Source organism: Spirillospora sp. NPDC048911 (assembly GCF_043198015.1).
Lineage (GTDB): Bacteria > Actinomycetota > Actinomycetes > Streptosporangiales > Streptosporangiaceae > Spirillospora.
This window is the reverse complement of sequence record NZ_JBICUD010000003.1, coordinates 288767-304843: the sequence shown is the minus strand read 5'-3', so window position 1 is coordinate 304843 and position 16077 is coordinate 288767. Positions and strand designations below refer to the sequence as shown.

The 16077-nt window shown below is 72.9% G+C and carries 14 protein-coding genes; 6 read left to right on the top strand and 8 right to left on the bottom strand.

What is annotated here, in order from left to right; all coding sequences use genetic code 11:
- The first annotated feature begins 127 nt into the window (after positions 1 to 127).
- Together ACGFNU_RS15560 and ACGFNU_RS15555 are read left to right on the top strand one after the other, a co-directional pair.
- The gene (locus ACGFNU_RS15560; protein ID WP_392593992.1) at positions 128 to 3034 is read left to right on the top strand and encodes a M36 family metallopeptidase; all 2907 of its coding nucleotides are present in this window, start codon (positions 128 to 130) and stop codon (positions 3032 to 3034) included.
- Positions 3035 to 3124: 90 nt separating this feature from the next.
- The gene (locus ACGFNU_RS15555; RefSeq protein WP_392593990.1) at positions 3125 to 3697 is read left to right on the top strand and encodes a DUF4240 domain-containing protein; all 573 of its coding nucleotides are present in this window, start codon (positions 3125 to 3127) and stop codon (positions 3695 to 3697) included.
- On the opposite strand, the gene ACGFNU_RS15550 is transcribed toward ACGFNU_RS15555, so the two are convergent.
- The 4 genes from ACGFNU_RS15550 to ACGFNU_RS15535 all read right to left on the bottom strand — a co-directional run bounded on the left by ACGFNU_RS15550 (position 3690) and on the right by ACGFNU_RS15535 (position 6725).
- Positions 3690 to 4058 carry a hypothetical protein gene (locus tag ACGFNU_RS15550; RefSeq protein WP_392593988.1) on the bottom strand — a complete coding sequence of 123 codons (369 nt, stop codon included), beginning with the start codon at positions 4056 to 4058 and terminating at the stop codon, positions 3690 to 3692. The two genes, ACGFNU_RS15555 and ACGFNU_RS15550, sit on opposite strands and share 8 nt — an antisense overlap.
- Positions 4059 to 4100: 42 nt before the next feature.
- Positions 4101 to 5123, bottom strand: coding sequence for a GlxA family transcriptional regulator (locus ACGFNU_RS15545; protein WP_392593986.1), 1023 nt, complete (start codon positions 5121 to 5123; stop codon positions 4101 to 4103).
- Positions 5124 to 5211: 88 nt separating this feature from the next.
- Complete coding sequence (locus ACGFNU_RS15540) at positions 5212 to 5337, bottom strand: hypothetical protein (RefSeq protein WP_392593985.1); 126 nt, start codon at positions 5335 to 5337, stop codon at positions 5212 to 5214.
- Between the two features lie 143 nt (positions 5338 to 5480).
- The gene (locus ACGFNU_RS15535) at positions 5481 to 6725 is read right to left on the bottom strand and encodes an alpha/beta fold hydrolase (protein WP_392593983.1); all 1245 of its coding nucleotides are present in this window, start codon (positions 6723 to 6725) and stop codon (positions 5481 to 5483) included.
- Positions 6726 to 6858: 133 nt separating this feature from the next.
- Between ACGFNU_RS15535 and ACGFNU_RS15530 the strand changes: the two genes are divergently transcribed.
- Positions 6859 to 7980 (top strand): sensor histidine kinase, encoded by a 1122-nt coding sequence (locus tag ACGFNU_RS15530; protein ID WP_392593981.1) that lies wholly within the window; start codon positions 6859 to 6861, stop codon positions 7978 to 7980.
- On the top strand, positions 7977 to 8651 hold the full coding sequence (locus tag ACGFNU_RS15525; RefSeq protein ID WP_392593979.1) for a response regulator: 675 nt from the start codon (positions 7977 to 7979) through the stop codon (positions 8649 to 8651). Before ACGFNU_RS15530 ends, ACGFNU_RS15525 begins: the two co-directional genes overlap by 4 nt.
- Here the strand turns inward: ACGFNU_RS15525 and ACGFNU_RS15520 are convergent.
- The 4 genes from ACGFNU_RS15520 to kdgD are packed head-to-tail and all read right to left on the bottom strand — an operon-like array spanning position 8629 to position 13350.
- Positions 8629 to 9555 carry a 2-hydroxyacid dehydrogenase gene (locus tag ACGFNU_RS15520; protein WP_392594905.1) on the bottom strand — a complete coding sequence of 309 codons (927 nt, stop codon included), beginning with the start codon at positions 9553 to 9555 and terminating at the stop codon, positions 8629 to 8631. The two genes, ACGFNU_RS15525 and ACGFNU_RS15520, sit on opposite strands and share 23 nt — an antisense overlap.
- A gap of 32 nt (positions 9556 to 9587) precedes the next feature.
- Complete coding sequence (locus tag ACGFNU_RS15515) at positions 9588 to 10922, bottom strand: enolase C-terminal domain-like protein (RefSeq protein ID WP_392593978.1); 1335 nt, start codon at positions 10920 to 10922, stop codon at positions 9588 to 9590.
- Complete coding sequence (locus ACGFNU_RS15510; RefSeq protein WP_392593976.1) at positions 10919 to 12436, bottom strand: aldehyde dehydrogenase (NADP(+)); 1518 nt, start codon at positions 12434 to 12436, stop codon at positions 10919 to 10921. Before ACGFNU_RS15510 ends, ACGFNU_RS15515 begins: the two co-directional genes overlap by 4 nt.
- A complete protein-coding gene (gene kdgD / locus ACGFNU_RS15505) occupies positions 12433 to 13350 on the bottom strand; it encodes a 5-dehydro-4-deoxyglucarate dehydratase (RefSeq protein ID WP_392593974.1) in 918 nt (305 codons plus the stop codon). Before kdgD ends, ACGFNU_RS15510 begins: the two co-directional genes overlap by 4 nt.
- A gap of 106 nt (positions 13351 to 13456) precedes the next feature.
- Here kdgD and ACGFNU_RS15500 point away from each other — a divergent pair, with 106 nt between their 5' ends.
- Both ACGFNU_RS15500 and ACGFNU_RS15495 read left to right on the top strand, forming a co-directional pair.
- Entirely contained in the window at positions 13457 to 14338 is an 882-nt protein-coding gene (locus ACGFNU_RS15500) for a LysR family transcriptional regulator (protein ID WP_392593972.1), read from the top strand.
- Positions 14339 to 14513: 175 nt separating this feature from the next.
- Positions 14514 to 16073, top strand: a complete 1560-nt coding sequence (locus ACGFNU_RS15495) for an ABC transporter substrate-binding protein (RefSeq protein WP_392593970.1) — start codon at positions 14514 to 14516, stop codon at positions 16071 to 16073.
- Positions 16074 to 16077 lie beyond the last annotated feature (4 nt).

Sequence of the window (16077 nt, the reverse complement as noted above, 5' to 3'; positions counted from 1 at the left end):
GGCCATTTCTGGTCATCTGTCGCTATAGCCACCCACGTCCCCAGGTGCTTGCCTCAACGTCGTCGCGAGATCACGCGACCGCGTCCGAGACCGGGCCTACCAGGCCCGTTCCCGCAGGAGGTTCGAAGTGCCCACGACGAGGTGGATTCACGGGGTCGCGTTGGCGGCCTCGGGGCTGCTCCTATCGGCCGCCGCGGTCGGGACGGCACAGGGGGAGACCCGTGCCGCCCAGCCGAAGCCGCCCGACATCCAGGCCGAACACACCATGAAGCCCGACAAGGACACCCGCGCCGGGAAGGTCGGCCCGACCGCGGCGCAGCAAGGGGCCACCGGCGGCGCGGTGGTGCGCTGGAACCGGCTCGGCACCCCCGCGACGGTCACCCGGGCCGGTGCGCCGCTGGACACCGGGCTGCCGGACGACGCCGAACGTGCCGCCCGCGCCTATCTCACCGAGCACCGCGACCTGTTCGGCCTGTCCGAGCAGAGTGTGGCGGCGCTGGAGAAGGTGGCGGTCAACCCGATCGGCAAGGGCGCGGCGGTGCTGCTGCGCCAGCGGTTCGGTGACCTCCAGGCCGGATACGACGGCCAGGTGGCGGTCGGTGTCGCCGACGGCAAGGTCGTGTCGGTCTCGTCGACCCTCGCGCGCGACTCGGCGGCGCCCGCGCCCGCGACGCTCGCCCAGGACCAGGCGGTCGAGTCCGCGGCCCGCGACGCCGCGATGACGGTCGCCGCCGCGGAGACCAAGCGGGCCCGGCTGGTGGCGGTGCCGACCCCGGCGGGCGTCCGCAGCGCGTACCAGGTCACGCTCATCGACGCGGGCGGCTCGGCCGGCGAGCCCACGGCGGTCAACTCCTACGTGGACGCCCGGACCGGGGAGGTCCTGATCCGGGAGAACCTCGTCGACCACGCGGAGGACCCGCGCTGGGAGGCGTTCCCGGCGGCGCCCGGCGCCACCTCGCGGGACACCCGCGACACCTGGTGCTTCGTCCCCGCCAGAGGCTGTGACCTCGTGGTCGGCGGGGACCCGGCGACCGGCAAGGCGTGGGACATCGACCACGCGACCGGCGCGCCCACCAACACGAGCCTCGGCAACGCGGCCCGCACGTTCGAGAACCGCGCCAGCGGCGACCCGTTCACCGTCGGCACCCGCACCAACGCGCCCAAGGCCGACCGGCGCTACGCCTACCCGTGGACCGACCAGTGGCGGCGCGAGAAGTGCGACCCCGCGACGCTCGACAGCCCGCAGGAGGCCGACGTCGAGGCGGCGATCTCGAACCTGTTCTCGATGCACAACCGGATGCACGACTGGTCGTACCGGCTCGGCTTCACCGAGACCGCGTGGAACATGCAGTCCGACAACGGCACCCGCGGCGGCAGGCCCGGCGACCCCGAGCAGGGCAACGCCCAGGCCGGCGCGCGGGTCGCCAGCGTCCGCGACAACGCCAACCAGATCACCCCGCCGGACGGCGTCGCCGCGATCAGCAACATGTACATGTGGCAGCCGGTCGCGGGCGCGTTCTACTCGCCCTGCGTGGACGGCGACTACGACATGAGCGTCATCGGCCACGAGTACACGCACGCCATCTCCGGCCGGATGATCGCCGGGCCGGACGCGGGCTGGAGCGGGCCGCAGGCGGGCGCGATGAACGAGAGCACCTCCGACCTGTTCGCGATGGAGTACCTGAACGAGTACGGGTTCCGGCCGCCGGGCGACACCCCCTACGTCACCGGCGCGTACGTGACCGGCGACCGGCGGGCGGGCATCCGCAACTACGACATGAGCCGCAGCCCCCTCAACTACAGCGACCTCGGCTACGACCTGGTCGGGACGCAGGTGCACGCCGACGGTGAGATCTGGACGGCCACGCAGTTCGACGTGCGCCAGGCGTTCGTCGACCGGTACGGCAAGGGCAGCAAGGCGCGCAACCGGGCGTGCGCCGATGGCAAGATCCCGGTCACGCAGTGCCCGGGCGGGCGGCGCTGGGCGCAGCTGTCGTTCGACGCGCTGCTGCTGATGGCCAACGGCGCGGTCAGCTACGTCGACCATCGCGACGCGCTGCTGGCGGCGGACACCATCCGCTTCGGCGGCGCGAACCAGGCCATGATCTGGAAGGCGTTCGCCCAGCACGGGCTGGGGGAGGGCGCGGCGAGCAACGGGCCCGCCGACGCCGACCCGGTGGCGAGCTTCGCCTCGCCGCGGACCCGCAACGCGACCGTGAAGCTGCGGCCGTCCGGCGAGGCGAAGGGCGCCGCGGTGCGGCTGTACGTCGGCGACTACGAGGGCCGCGCGATGCCGGTGGCCGACACCGACCCGGCGACCCCGCTGGGCGACACGTTCAAGATCGTGCCGGGCAGTTACAGCTTCGTGGCCGTAGGTGCGGGCTTCGGACACAAGCGTCTCAGCGCCACGATCAAGCCGTCGACCGAGAACCTGTGGGCGTCGATGAGGCGCAACCAGGCCGCGGCGGCCAACGGCGCGACCGCCACCGGCGACGGGGTCGGCCACGCCGGGCTCGTCGACGAGACCGAGGCCACCAACTGGCAGTCGCTGACCGCGCCCGTGGCGGGCCGGCAGGTGACCGTCGACCTCGCCGGCACCGCGGCCGTCAAGATCGGCCGGGTGCAGGTGAGCGCGATGCTGCGGCCGACCCAGCCGGGCGACCCCGAGCACACGCCGGGCGGATCACAGAACCGCTTCTCCGCCCTGCAGCAGTTCGAGGTGCTGGCCTGTGACGCCGGGAAGGCGGACTGCTCGCAGGACGCCTCGTTCACCAAGGTCTACACCAGCCCGGCGAACGCGTTCCCGGCCCGGAAGCCGCGGCCGCGCGCGCCGGAGTTGATCATCCGATCCTTCGACCTGCGCGACACCACCGCGACGCACCTGCGCCTGCGCGTGCTGTCGAGCCAGTGCACCGGCAACCCGGCGTACGCCGGTGAGCAGGACAACGACCCGCGCTCGACCACCGACTGCACGGCGGGCAGTGCGCGGGCGAACCTGGTGAGAGCCGCCGAGTTCCAGGCGTTCACCCGATAAGGAGCATTGCCGATCCACCGGCCGCCCCATATCTTTGACCCCGTCAAAGATATGGGGCGGCCGCGTCATGACCTCCGTAAGATCACCGGCATGGAGATCGATGGCTGGTGGGGACTGGTGGACGGGGCGCGGGCCGCGGTGGGGGACCGGGCCGACGACCGTGATTCCGCGGATGATCCGCTGCCCGGGGCGCTGACCGCCGCGCTGAGCGAGCTTGAGCCGCCGGAGATCATCGACTTCTATGTGAAGCATGTCGAGATCACGGATTCGGCCTACCTGTATCCGCTGTGGAACGCGGCCTACCTGATCGAGGGCGGCTGTGGTGACGACGGGTTCATGGACTTCCGGGACGGCCTGATGCTCTTGGGGCGCGACACGTTCACCCGCGCGGTGGCCGACCCCGACTCCCTCGCGGAGTTGCCCGTGGTCGCGAGCATGGGCCGCGACGAGAAGGGCTGGATCGGCTACGAGTCGCTGAGCTACCTGATCAGGGACGCCTACAAGACGGCGCGGGGGGAGACCGATTCGTTCGACGCGGCGGTCGAGGCGGCGGTCAAGGCGATGGAACGTCCCGAGCGGCCGCTCGGCGAGACTTGGGACGTTGAGGACGACGAGGAGATGCACCGACGGCTCCCCGGGCTCGCGGCCCTGTTCCTCAGCTGACCTCGGCCAGGGCGCGGCGGACGGCGTCGCGGTAGGCGGGGACGATGTGCGGCTCGATGCCCTCGCCGCCCATCGAGACCACGGTGGAGAAGACGACCCACTGGACGAGCCTCTGCGCGGCCAGTGCCTCGCTGTCGAACGCGCGTCCGGAGAACGTGCCCCGCTCCGACACCCCCACCGTCCAGCGGCCGTCGCGCTGGATCAGCTGCGGCAGCTCGTCGGCGGCCGCGGGAGGCTTGGCGTCCTGGACGCCGTAGACGGCATCGGGGATCCCCGCGGCGCGCAGCATCTCCACGGCCTGGAACCGGTCGCGGAGCAGGTCCCAGCCGGGGCACAGCAGTAGAGCTGCGGTGCGCAGCATGCTGCCCTTCCGCACCCTGGCCCGCGTCTCGGCGTCCACCTCTCAGCGGCCCGCCGGCTCGGTGCAGTCCGTGCAGGTGCGGTCCAAGGTGCTGCGATAGGCCCGGGGCGGCATGCCGCGGCGCTTGACGAACTGCTCGCGCAGGACGGTGGTGTTGCGGTAACCCGCCTGCTGGGCGATCTCCTGGATGCTCAGGTCGGTCCTCTCCAGGAGCTCTTCGGCATGGTTGAGCCGCTGGTTGAGGAGCCAGGCGTGCGGCGTGGTGCCGGTGATGGTCTTGAACCGGCGGGCGAAGGTGCGCGGGCTCATGAGCGCCCGTGCCGCGAGGTCCTCCACCGACAGGGGCTGCCGCAGGTTCTCCCCGGCCCAGGCGAGCACCGCCGTGATCCGCGCGTCGTCGTCGTGGGCGGGGACGGGCGAGTGGACGTACTGCGGCTGGTCACCGATGCGGTGGGGCGAGGCCACGACGTCCCGCGCGACCATGTTGGCCACCGACGACCCGTGCTCGCGCCGCAGCAGGTGCAGGAACATGTCGAGGCCGGCGGCGGCGCCCGCGCCCGTCACGATCTGCCCCTCGTCCACGTACAGGGCGTCGGAGACGGTCTCGACCGCGGGGAAGCGGGCGGCGAAGGCGGCGGCCAGGCTCCAGTGCGTGGTGGCGCGCAGGCCGTCGAGCAGCCCGGTGCCGGCCAGCAGGTAGGAGCCGCCGCAGAACGCGGCGATGATCGCGCCGCGCCGGTGGGCGGCCCGGAGCGCGGCGGTCGCGGCGGGCGTCGGGACGGGAAAGTTCTCGCCGGGAAGGAGCAGGATGAGATCGGCTCTGGTGAGCCGGTCGAGGCCGTGCTCCACGTGCTGGACCAGGCCGAGGTCCGTCCGCACCGGACCGGGCGCGTCGGTGGCGACCTCGAAGTCGAAGCACGAGACCCCGAGCTGGGTACGGCCGGAGAAGGTCTTGACGGCCAGGCCGAAGCCCAGGGTGCTCATGCCCTCCGGCGCGTACGCCACGACGGAACGGAAGCCCATGGTCGTGCCGTTCGCAAGCCCGATCGTCCTCATCTCACTCATTATCCCCACCATCGAGACGTCGGTGCTCCCGTGTTGCGGGTGGGAGGACGCCCGCCCCGCAGCGGGCGCCCTCCCATGGCGGGGAACGTCAGAAGTCGCGGTTGGTGATCCGGACCGGGCCGGTGTCGTCGGCGGCCGCGGGCGGGGCGGCGAGGGCGGCGACCCCCGCGCTGATCAGACCCGCCGTCACCAGTGCCATGACGATGCGTCGCATGAGTCTCCTCGTTCTCACTACATGGATGGGCTCGGGCAGTCTGGCATTTCGGTCGCTCGGCATGTGAGCGGCGGCACTGCCAAATTTGCTGGTTTTACTGCCATCGTCGAGGGTCGCTTCGTACGGGTCAGGCCACGCGCGGGTCAGGCCACGCGCGGGAGGGGGCGGCCGGTGAGGAACGCGATGACGGCGGCCCGGTAGAGCGCCGGCTGCTCCGCCTCGATGACGTGGCCCGCGTTCGGGATCTGCAGGAGGGTCGCGCCGGGGAGGGCGTCGCGGTAGTCGCCGGCGATCTCCGGGCGCTTGTAGTCGCACTGCCCCCGCAGGATCAGGGCGGGGGTGCGGTTGGCGCGGAGCGCCGGGCGCGGGTCGGGGACCTTGAGGGCGTCGTCGGAGGTCAGCTGGTTGGCGTAGAAGCCCGCGCGCGAGGACGCCTCGTGGAGCGGGCGGCCTGGATCACAGGTGGCGGCCGAGCCCACGGTCGACAGGAGTTCGTCGAAAAGGGGATCGATCTCGCCGTCCGGGACGAGGGAGTGCGCGGCGCGCGGGCTGACGCCCATCAGGACGGACCAGGCGATGAGGCGCGGGCTCGCCTCCAGTTCGTCCATGCGCTCGCGCTGCGCCGGAGTCAGCCTGTCCCAGATGTCACCTTCTCCCTTCTTCTCCCATGCGGGCGCCCACAGTGCGCCGGGCGAGGTGAACACGACCTTGGCGACGTTCGCCGGGTGGGCCGCCATGTACTGGGCGCCGAGGGTGGCGCCCCACGAACTGCCCACCAGGATCAGCCGGGCCGCGTTGATCTCGCGGCGGACGGCCTCCAGATCGGCGAGCTGCCGGGCGACGGTGTAGCCGGTGGGATCGGCCAGCCGCTGCGACCGGCCCGAGCCGAGCTGGTCGTAGGTGTAGACGTCGAAGCCGCGCGCGGTCAGCTCGCGGTCGAGCTCGTCGGGCCCCGCTCCGGGCGTCCCGGGGCCGCCGTGCAGGCGGACCACGGGAGTGGGGGAGCGCCGTCCCATGCCAGGGGTGAAGGTGTACGCGATGCGGGAGCCGGTCGGCAGGTCCCAGTAACGGGTCGCCTGCGATGGCAGCGGGGTCGGGGCGTAGCCGAGCGGACGGAAGATCGTCAGCGCGGAGGTGATCACCACGGCGGTGGTGACGCCGCCCGTGACGAGCAGGGTCAGCAAGCGGCGGCGGCGCACGGCCAGGCGCGCTCCCAGGCCGGTCAGCGCCGCGCAGCAGGACATCGTCGCGATCAGGCCGCTCGCCATGGCGACCGGGATGGGCGCCCCGGCGGCGACGGTGAGGACGAACGAGAGGGCGGCGAGGGGGATGGCGAGGAGGACCGCGATCGTGACCAGTGACCATCCGGCGATGCGCTTCAGTGTCATGCCCCGAAACGTAGGAACGGCGGGGCGCCGTGATCGTCCCCCGGCGGGCACGCACTTCGTACCCCTCCAGGGGTACGGGCGGCCCTTCGCGCGGGCGATGGCGGGAGCGGCGCCGGTCCGTACGCTGATCGTCGTGGACCTTGATCGATGGCGGCCGGACCGGGCGGCCGACCGCAGGTGGCGCTGGGTCGCCGTGGACGTTTTCGTCGCCTACGTGTCGGCGACCATCCCCGTCGGGCCGTCCGACGTCACCGCGTCGGTGCTGCACGGACCGGCCGTGGTCCGGATCGCCGCGGTCGTATGGTTCGTGGCGATCGCGTGCCGCAGGTTCGCCCCGGCGACCGCGCTCTTCGGCGCCGCCACGGCCACCGTGGCGGTGGCCGTGGCGGATCACCCGCTCACCAACCTGTCCGCGGCGACGGCGCTGAGCCTGACGATGGTCGCGCAGACCCGGCCGCGGTCCGCGTCCCTCCAGTCGATGGCGCTGCCGGTCGTGGCAGCGCTGGCGGGCCTGGCGGCCGAGAGCTACCAGGCGCTGGCGCTCGGCGCGATCCTGCACGGCGGCGCCTGGCTCGCCGGCGACTCGGGGCGGTCGCGCTGGGAGGCGGCGCGGGCGATCCGCGAGCACGAGGCCGAACGGGCGCGGGCCGACCGGCGGCGCGTCCTATCGGAGGAGCGTGCCCGGCTCGCGCGCGAGCTTCACGACGCCGTCGGGCACGCGGTGACCGTCATGGTGACCCACGCCGGGGCGGCGCGGCTCGCCCTCGGCGACGACCGCGCGGAGATCCGGGCCTCGCTCGGGCAGATCGAGGAGGTCGGGCGCACCGCGATGGACGATCTCGACCAGGTTCTCGGCCTTCTGGAGGACGGTGAGTCCCTGGATCTGCCCGTCTCGGTGGGCCGCCTCGTCGCCGGGCTGCCCGCGCATCTGCGGGCCGGGCTGACCGTGGACGGTGACCTTGAGGACGTGACCGACCCGGTCGGCCGGGCGGTCCACCGGGTCGTCCAGGAGTCGCTGACGAACGTCGTCCGGCACGCCTCCGCCACGACCGTGCGCGTGCGCCTGTCCCGTACGGAGGAGGGCATCGTGATCGAGGTCGCCGATGACGGGACCGCCACCGGGCCACCCGCGCCGGGCCGCGGCCTGAACGGCATGCGGGAACGTGTCCAGCGGCTCGGCGGCACCTTCCAGGCGGGACCCGGCCCGGCCGGCGGCTGGCGGGTCGACGCCCGGATCCCGGGACGGCTCGCGTGATCAGGGTGCTGCTCGCCGACGACGAGGAGCTCATGCGCGGCGGGCTGCGCATGATGCTCGGCACCCAGCCCGACATCACCGTCGCCGGCGAGGCCGCCGACGGCGCGGAGGCCGTCCGGCTGGCCCGCGTGCTGGAGCCCGACGTCGTCCTCATGGACGTCCGGATGCCCATCATGGACGGCGTCACCGCGACCGCCGAGATCACCGCGCTGGGGACGCCGTCGCGGGTGCTCGTCCTGACCACGTTCGAGCTGGACGAGTACGTCTTCGCGGCCGTCCGGGCGGGGGCCAGCGGGTTCCTGCTCAAGCGGACACCGCCGGAGACCCTGATCGAGGGCGTCCGGACGGTGGCCGGGGGAGACGGCCTGCTGGGCGCCTCGGTGACACGGCGGCTGCTGGCGGAGTTCGCGCGCACCTCGCCCCCGCCGCCGGGCCCGCGGGTCCGGCGGCGGCTCGACCGGCTCACCGGGCGCGAACACCAGGTGCTGCTGCACCTGGCGCGGGGGTTGTCGAACGCGGAGATCGCCCGCGAGATCCACGTCGCGGAGGCCACGGCCAAGACGCACGTCAAGCGCATCCTGGCCAAGCTCGGCCTGCGCGACCGGATCCAGGCCGTGGTCTTCGCCTACGACCACGGCCTCGTCCGTCCTACCCCTCGGGAATCGGAGTGATCAGGCTGCCCTCGTTCAGGAAGTGCTCCAGGTTGCGGAAGGCAAGGTCGCCCATCGCCTCGCGCGTCTCGTGCGTGGCGCTCGCGATGTGCGGCAGGAGCAGCACCGAGTCGAGGTCGAGCAGGGCGGGCGGCACGTTCGGCTCGTCGGCGAACACGTCGAGGGCCGCGCCCGCGAGCCGCTCGCCGGTCAGCGCCGCGACCAGCGCGGGCTCGTCCACGACGCTGCCGCGCGCCACGTTCACCAGGTATCCGGCCGGGCCGAGCGCCTCCAGGACCGCCGCCGACACCAGACCGCGCGTGCCCGCGCCACCCGAGGTCGCGACGATCAGTGCGTCGCTCCAGGCCGCGAGCTTCTCCGGCGACTCGGCGTAGGCGTAGGGGACGCCGTCGACCGGCCGCCGCGAGTGGTAGGAGATCTCGGTGTCGAAGCCCTCCAACCGGCGCGCGATGGCCCGCCCGATCCGGCCGAGCCCGAGGATCCCGATCCGCTTGCCGGAGACCTTGGTGGCCAGGGGATAGGTGCCGCGGGTCCAGTCGCCGCGCCGCACGAACCGGTCGGCCGCCGCGAACCGGCGCATCACGTCGATCAGGCCGCCGACGGCGGTGTCGGCGACGCAGTCGGTGAGCACGTCGGGGGTGTTGCTGACCGCGATCCCGCGCTCGGCCGCGGCGGCGATGTCGGTGGTGTCGTACCCGACCCCGAAGTTGACGATCACCCGGAGCCGGGGGAGCCGGTCCATCAGCGCCCGGTCCACCCCGATCCGGGCCGTGGTGACCACGGCCGCGAAGTCGGCGCCGTGCCGGTCGAGATAGCCGGCCGGCTGGTCGTCGAGCAGCACGGCGTCGTACCGCTCGCGCAGGTTCCGGTGGAGGGACGGCAGGAGCGGTCCGACCTGCAGCACACGGTCCAAGGGTCTTCTCATTCCTTCGTTCGTCAGTCGCGGTCGAGAGCCGGGCGGCGGGGATCGAACGTCCAGCCCGGCACGAGGTACCGCATGGCCGCCGCGTCGTCCCGCCCGCCCAGCCCCTCGGCCAGGTAAAGCCGGTGCGCCTCGTCGAGGCGCTCATGGTCCACTTCTACCCCGAGACCCGGCCGGTCGGGCACGGCGAGGTGCCCGTCCGCGATCTCGTACGGGGCGGTGGTCAGGCGCTGGCCGTCCTGCCAGATCCAGTGCGTGTCGATCGCGGTGATGTCGCCGGGCGCGGCGGCGGCCACGTGGGTGAACATCGCCAGCGAGATGTCGAAGTGGTTGTTGGAGTGCGAGCCCCAGGTCAGGCCCCACGCGTCGCAGAGCTGCGCGACCCGCACCGAGCCGTCCATCGTCCAGAAGTGCGGGTCGGCGAGCGGGATGTCGACCGCGCCCGCGGTGATCGCGTGGCCCAGCTCGCGCCAGTCCGTCGCGATCATGTTGGTGGCGGTGCGCAGCCCGGTCGCGCGCTTGAACTCGGCCATCACCTCGCGCGCCGAGTAGCCGCCCTCGGCACCGCACGGGTCCTCGGCGTAGGCGAGCACGTCGCGCAAGCCGCCGTCGCGGGCCAGCTCGATCGCCTCGGCCAGCGACCAGGCGCCGTTCGGGTCGAGGGTGACGCGGGCACGGGGGAACCGTTCGGCCAGCGCGGTGACGGCGGCGGCCTCGTCCGTGCCGGGCAGCACGCCGCCCTTCAGCTTGAAGTCGGCGAAGCCGTACCGGGCCTGGGCTGCCTCGGCGAGGGCGACGATCGCCTCGGGCGTCATCGCCTCCTCGTTCCGCAGCCGGAACCAGTCGTCGCCGTCCTCCCGCTCCCTGTAGTCAAGGTCGGTGCGGTTCCGGTCGCCGATGAAGAAGAGGTAGCCGAGCACCGGAACGCGGTCGCGCCGCCGCCCCGAGCCGAGCAGGTCCGCGACCGGCACCTCCAGGTACTGCCCGAGCAGGTCGAGCAGCGCCGACTCCAAGGCGGTCACGACGTGCACGGTGGTGCGCAGGTCGAAGGTCTGCGCGCCGCGCCCGGCGGCGTCGCGGTGGGCGAACCGCCGCCGCACCGACTCCAGGACGCCGTTGTACGCGGCGACCGGACGGCCGAGGACCAGGTCCCGTGACTCCTCCAGGGTGCGGGTGATCGCCTCCCCGCCCGGCACCTCGCCGACGCCGACCCGGCCGTCGGAGTCGGTGAGCAGGACGACGTTGCGGGTGAAGAACGGGGCGTGCGCGCCGCTGAGGTTGAGCAGCATGCTGTCGCGGCCCGCGACGGGCACGACGCGCAGCTCGGTGACGAGCGGGGATCCGGTCATGCCGGGCTTCCCGCCGCGCCGTCGCGCAGGTCCTCGGGGAGCAGGGCGGCCGGGACGTTCTGGTAGGCGACCGGGCGCAGGAAACGCTCGATCGCCCGGGTGCCGACCGAGGTGGTGGCGGGCGCGGAGGTGGCGGGGAACGGACCGCCGTGCACCATCGCCCCGCTGACCTCGACGCCGGTGGGCCAGCCGTTGACGATCACTCGCCCGGCGAGCAGTTCGAGCTCGGGAAGGAGCCCGGCGGCCAGGGCGTGGTCGCCGGCGTCGTCCGGCGCGAGGTGGAGGGTCGCGGTCAGCTGGCCTTCGAGCGACTGGACGATCGCGTCGAGCCGGTCCCGGTCGCGCACCCGCACGATCAGCGAGGCGGCGCCGAAGACCTCGTCCTGGAGGAACGAGTGGGTCAGGAACGTCTCGTCGTCGGTCAGGAAGAGGCGGGGCTGACCCGCGACGGCGATCCCGGGATCCTCGGGGCCCTGAGCGAGCGTGGTGACTCCCGGTGTGCTCGCCGTCCGGACGGCTCCGGCGTCGTAGGCGTCCCGGATGCCGGTGGTGAGCATGGGCGCGGCCGGAGCGGCGCCGACGGCGGTGGACGCCGCGTCCACGAAGGCGTCGAGGCCGTCGCCTTCGAGGGCGAAGACGAGGCCGGGGCTGGTGCAGAGCTGGCCGGCGCCGGTGGTGAGGGAGGCCGTGAAGGCCTCGCCCAGCTCGGCCCCCTTGTCACGGAGGGCACCGGGCAGCAGGAACACCGGGTTGACGCTGGACATCTCCGCGTACACCGGGATCGGCACGGGACGGGCCGCGGCGGCCGCGACGAGCGACAGCCCGCCGCCCCGCGACCCGGTGAACCCGACGGCCCGGATGCGCGGGTCGGTGACCAGCCGGGTGCCGAGGTCATGGCCATGGCCGTGCAGGACGGCGAAGGTGCCCTCGGGCAGCCCGTGCTCCGCGACGGCCTCGCGGACGGCTTGGCCGACCAGCTCGCTCGTGCCCGGATGCGCCGGGTGGGCCTTGACCACGACCGGGGCCCCGGCGGCGAGCGCGGAGGCGGTGTCGCCGCCCGCCACCGAGAACGCCAGCGGGAAGTTGCTGGCGGCGAACACCGCGACCGGACCCAAGGGGACGCGCCGCTGGCGCAGGTCCGGCCGCGGCAGCGGGGTGCGGTCCGGAAGCGCGGGGTCGATCCGGACGCCGAGCCAGGCGCCGTCCCGGACGACGGACGCGAACAGCCGCAGCTGCCCGGTGGTCCGGGCGCGCTCGCCCTCGACGCGGGCGCGGGGGAGCCCGGTCTCGGCCATGACGCGGTCGACGAGGGTGTCGCCGAGCGCCTCGATCCGGTCGGCGATGGTGTCCAGGAACGCGGCGCGCACCTTCAGGCCGGTCGCGCGGTAGGTGCCGAACGCGTCCCAGGCGAGGGCGCAGGCCCGGTCGATCTCGTCCCGGTCCGCGACGGGGTAGGCCGGTTCGAGTCGCTCGCCGGTGCGCGGGTCGACGCCGCGCAGTTCGCCCGCGGTCACTTGCTCACCTTCTTGATCAGGTCGGTGAGGTCGGCCAGCTCGCTCCCGGTGAGGTCGGTGAGCGGCGGCCGGACCGGGCCGGCGGACCGCCCGATCGCGGTCATGCCCGCCTTGACGATCGACACCGCGTACCCGGCGGACCGGTTCCGGATGTCGAGATAGGGGAGCACGAACTCGGCGAGCCTGCCGTACACCCCGGCGCGGTCGCGTTCCTGGACCGCGTTGTAGAAGTCGAGCGCGAAGTCCGGGACGAAGTTGAACATCGCCGAGGAGTAGGTGGTGACGCCGAGCTCAAGGTAGGGGAGCGCGTAGGTCTCGGCGGTGGGCAGCCCGCCGACGTACAGCAGCGAGTCGCCGAGGGTGGCGTACAGGCGGGACATCAGCTCGATGTCGCCGACGCCGTCCTTGAAGCCGATCAGGTTCGGGCACTCGTCGGCGAGCCGGGCCACGGTCTCCACGGTGTACGCGGCGTTGGCGCGGTGGTAGACGATCACGCCCAGCGAGGTCGCGGCGCAGACCGCGCGGACGTGGGCGGCCAGGCCGTCCTGGCTCGCCTCGGTGAGGTAGGGCGGCAGCAGCAGGACCGCGTCGGCCCCGGCGGCCTCGGCGTCCTTGGCCAGCTCGCAGGCCAGGGCGGTGCCGTACCCGGCGGGCGCGATGATCGGCATCCCGTCGGGAGCCGCGCCGACCGCCGCGCGCACGACCTGGCCGACCTCGGCGGGGGTCAGGGAGAAGAACTCGCCGGTGCCGCCCGCCGCGAACAGCCCGGCGGCGGGGCGGTCCGACAGCCAGTCGATGTGCTCGCGGTACGCCCGCTCGTCGAAGGCGAGGTCGGCCGTCAGGTGGGTCACCGGGAACGACAGCAGCCCGGCGCCGAGCACTGACCTCAGCTCGTCGTGGGTGAATCGCGTCATCTGCTCTGACTCCAAGGTCGGGGGGCTCCGTGATACGCGATCAGGCTAAGGACCGGGCATGATGCCTGTCCAAGTTGTATTTGGCATGCGCTGATACCTTTCGTGCATGTACACCCTGGACCAGCTGCGCGGCTTCGTTGCCGTCGCCGAAGAGGGGCATTTCGGGCGGGCCGCGGAGCGGCTGCGGATGACCCAGCCGCCGCTCAGCCGCCAGATCCAGAAGCTCGAACGGGCCGTGGGCGTCGTGCTCCTGGAGCGCAGCGCGCACGGGGCGGCGCCCACGCCGGCCGGCCGGGCCTTCCTCGCCGAGGCGCGGCGGCTGCTGAGCCAGGCGGACGCGGCGGTGCTGGTGGCGCGGCGCAGCGCGCAGGGCACGGCAGGCACGGTGCGGATCGCGTTCACGGCCATGTCGGCGCTGGCCATGCTCGGGCAGTGGATCGCCGCCGCCCGCGAGCATCTGCCGGATGTCGATCTGGTGCTGACCGAGATGGTCACCCGCGCCCAGGTGGACGCGCTGCTCGCGGGCGAGCTCGACGTGGGGCTGGCGCGCGGCGTGCCCCGGTCGGACGTGCTGAGCGCGCGCCGGGTCTTCGCCGAGCCGCTGGTGCTCGCGGTGCCGCGCGGGCATCCGCTCACCGCGCTCGGCCGCGCGCCCCGGCTGGCCGACATCGCCGCGCACGACCTGGTCACCTACGCGCCGGTCGAGGCGCGCTACCTGTACGAGCTGGTGATCACGGTCTTCCGGGAGGCGGGCGTGGAGCCTCGCTACGTCCAGCAGATGGCGCAGGTGCACAGCCTTCTGGCGCTGGTGGACGCGGGTGTGGGAGCGGCGCTGGTGCCGCGTTCGGCGTCGGTGCTGCGCCTGCCGAACCTGGAGTTCGTGGACGTGGCCGGGCTCGCTCCTGATCTTGTGGAGGTGCACTCCGTCTGGCGCACCGGCAACGACGCGCCCGCCCTGCACGCCCTCCTTTCCCTGGTCGGCCGCTGATCGGCGGCCCGAGCACCCCTCTTCGTCAGTGACCCTTGACGTCAAAAGATCGGTGACTCTAAGGTCCGTCTACCCATAGAGATGACTTTCCTACTCGTAGACGACCGTCCGTGGATCGCCCGCTCGTTCACGGCCCCGCGTCTCGGGCTCTCGACACGCCCTGTCTGGAGAGGCCATGCCCGCATTCCCACCCCGTTCCTCGCCGCGCAAGGCGGCCCTGGCCCTGGTCCTCCTGGCCGGCCTGGTCGCCGGCAGCGGCTGCACCGTCGCCAACAGCGACTCGCTGACCGGCGGCGCCGACGGCGCGCTGCAGATCGCGCTGCAGCAGGAGCCGCCCACCCTCGAACCGTGCGAGTCCTCGCTGACCTCGACCGGCATCGTGGTGCGCTCCAACATCACCGAGCCGCTCGTCGAGCGCGACCCGACCTCGGGGGCGCTGAAGCCGCTGCTCGCGACCGGGTGGAAGGCCACCGACGACCACACCTGGACGTTCACGATCCGCGAGGGCGTGCGCTTCCACGACGGCACGCCGTTCGACGCCGAGGACGCCGCGTTCTCCATCACCCGCGCGGTCGGCTCCAAGCTGGGCTGCAACGTCGACGGCTACGTCTTCGCCGACAGCAAGCTGGAGGTGTCGGCGCCCGACGCCAGGACGCTCACCGTCAAGACCAAGGATCCGGATCCGATCCTGCCGCTGCGGCTCTCGTTCCTGGAGATCGTCCCCACCGGGACCAACACCAAGTCGAAGGTCCGCGAGCCCGTCGGCACCGGCCCGTACAAGGTCGCCGACTGGGACAGCGGCATCAGCCTCCGGCTCGACCGGTTCGACGGCTACTGGGGCGCGAAGCCCGACTATCCGGCCGTCCGGTACGTCTGGCGCACCGAGAACAGCATCCGCGCCGCCATGGTGGCCAGCGGCGAGGCCGGGATCGCCGTCGGGCTCGGCCCCGAGGACGGGGCCGGCGACCTCGGCGTCCCCTTCCCCAACAACGAGACCACCGCGCTGCGGATCGACGCCAACGTCCCTCCCCTCAACGACATCCGGGTGCGCCGCGCCGTCAACTACGCGATCGACAAGAACGGGATCGTCGAGTCGCTGTTCCTCAAGCTCGGCGAGCCCGCCGGGCAGCTGGTCGCGGCCGGCGTGGTCGGCCACGATCCGTCGATCAAGGCCTGGCCGTACGACCCGGTCAAGGCCAAGGCGCTGGTGGCCGAGGCCGCGGCCGCCGGGGTGCCGGTGCGCACTCCGATCACTCTGATCGCGCGTACCGCGCAGTTCCCCAAGGTCGCCGAGACCGCCGAGGTGATGCAGGAGGCGCTCAGCCAGGCGGGGCTCAACGTCAAGATCAAGATGCTGGACACCGCCGCGCACCTGGAGTACCAGCTGCGCCCGTTCGTCCGCGACGCCGGCCCCACGCTGCTGCTGATCATGCACGGCAACCAGGCCGGCGACGCCGCCTTCACCACCAGCCAGTACCTGAAGAGCGACGGCCCGCAGAGCCAGTACGGCACGCCCGAGCTGGACAAGATGATCGCCGAGGCCGGCGCGAAGACCGGCGCCGAGCGCGGTCCCGCCTTCGGGAAGGTGCTGGCCTACCAGAACGAGAACGTCGTGCAGTACGCGCACATCGCGCACATGCGCGGCATGATCGGCATCGCGAGCAACGTGCGGTACAAGCCGAACTCCGCGTCCACCGACGAGCTGCGGCTCGCCGAAATCCACCCGGCCGAATGAGGGA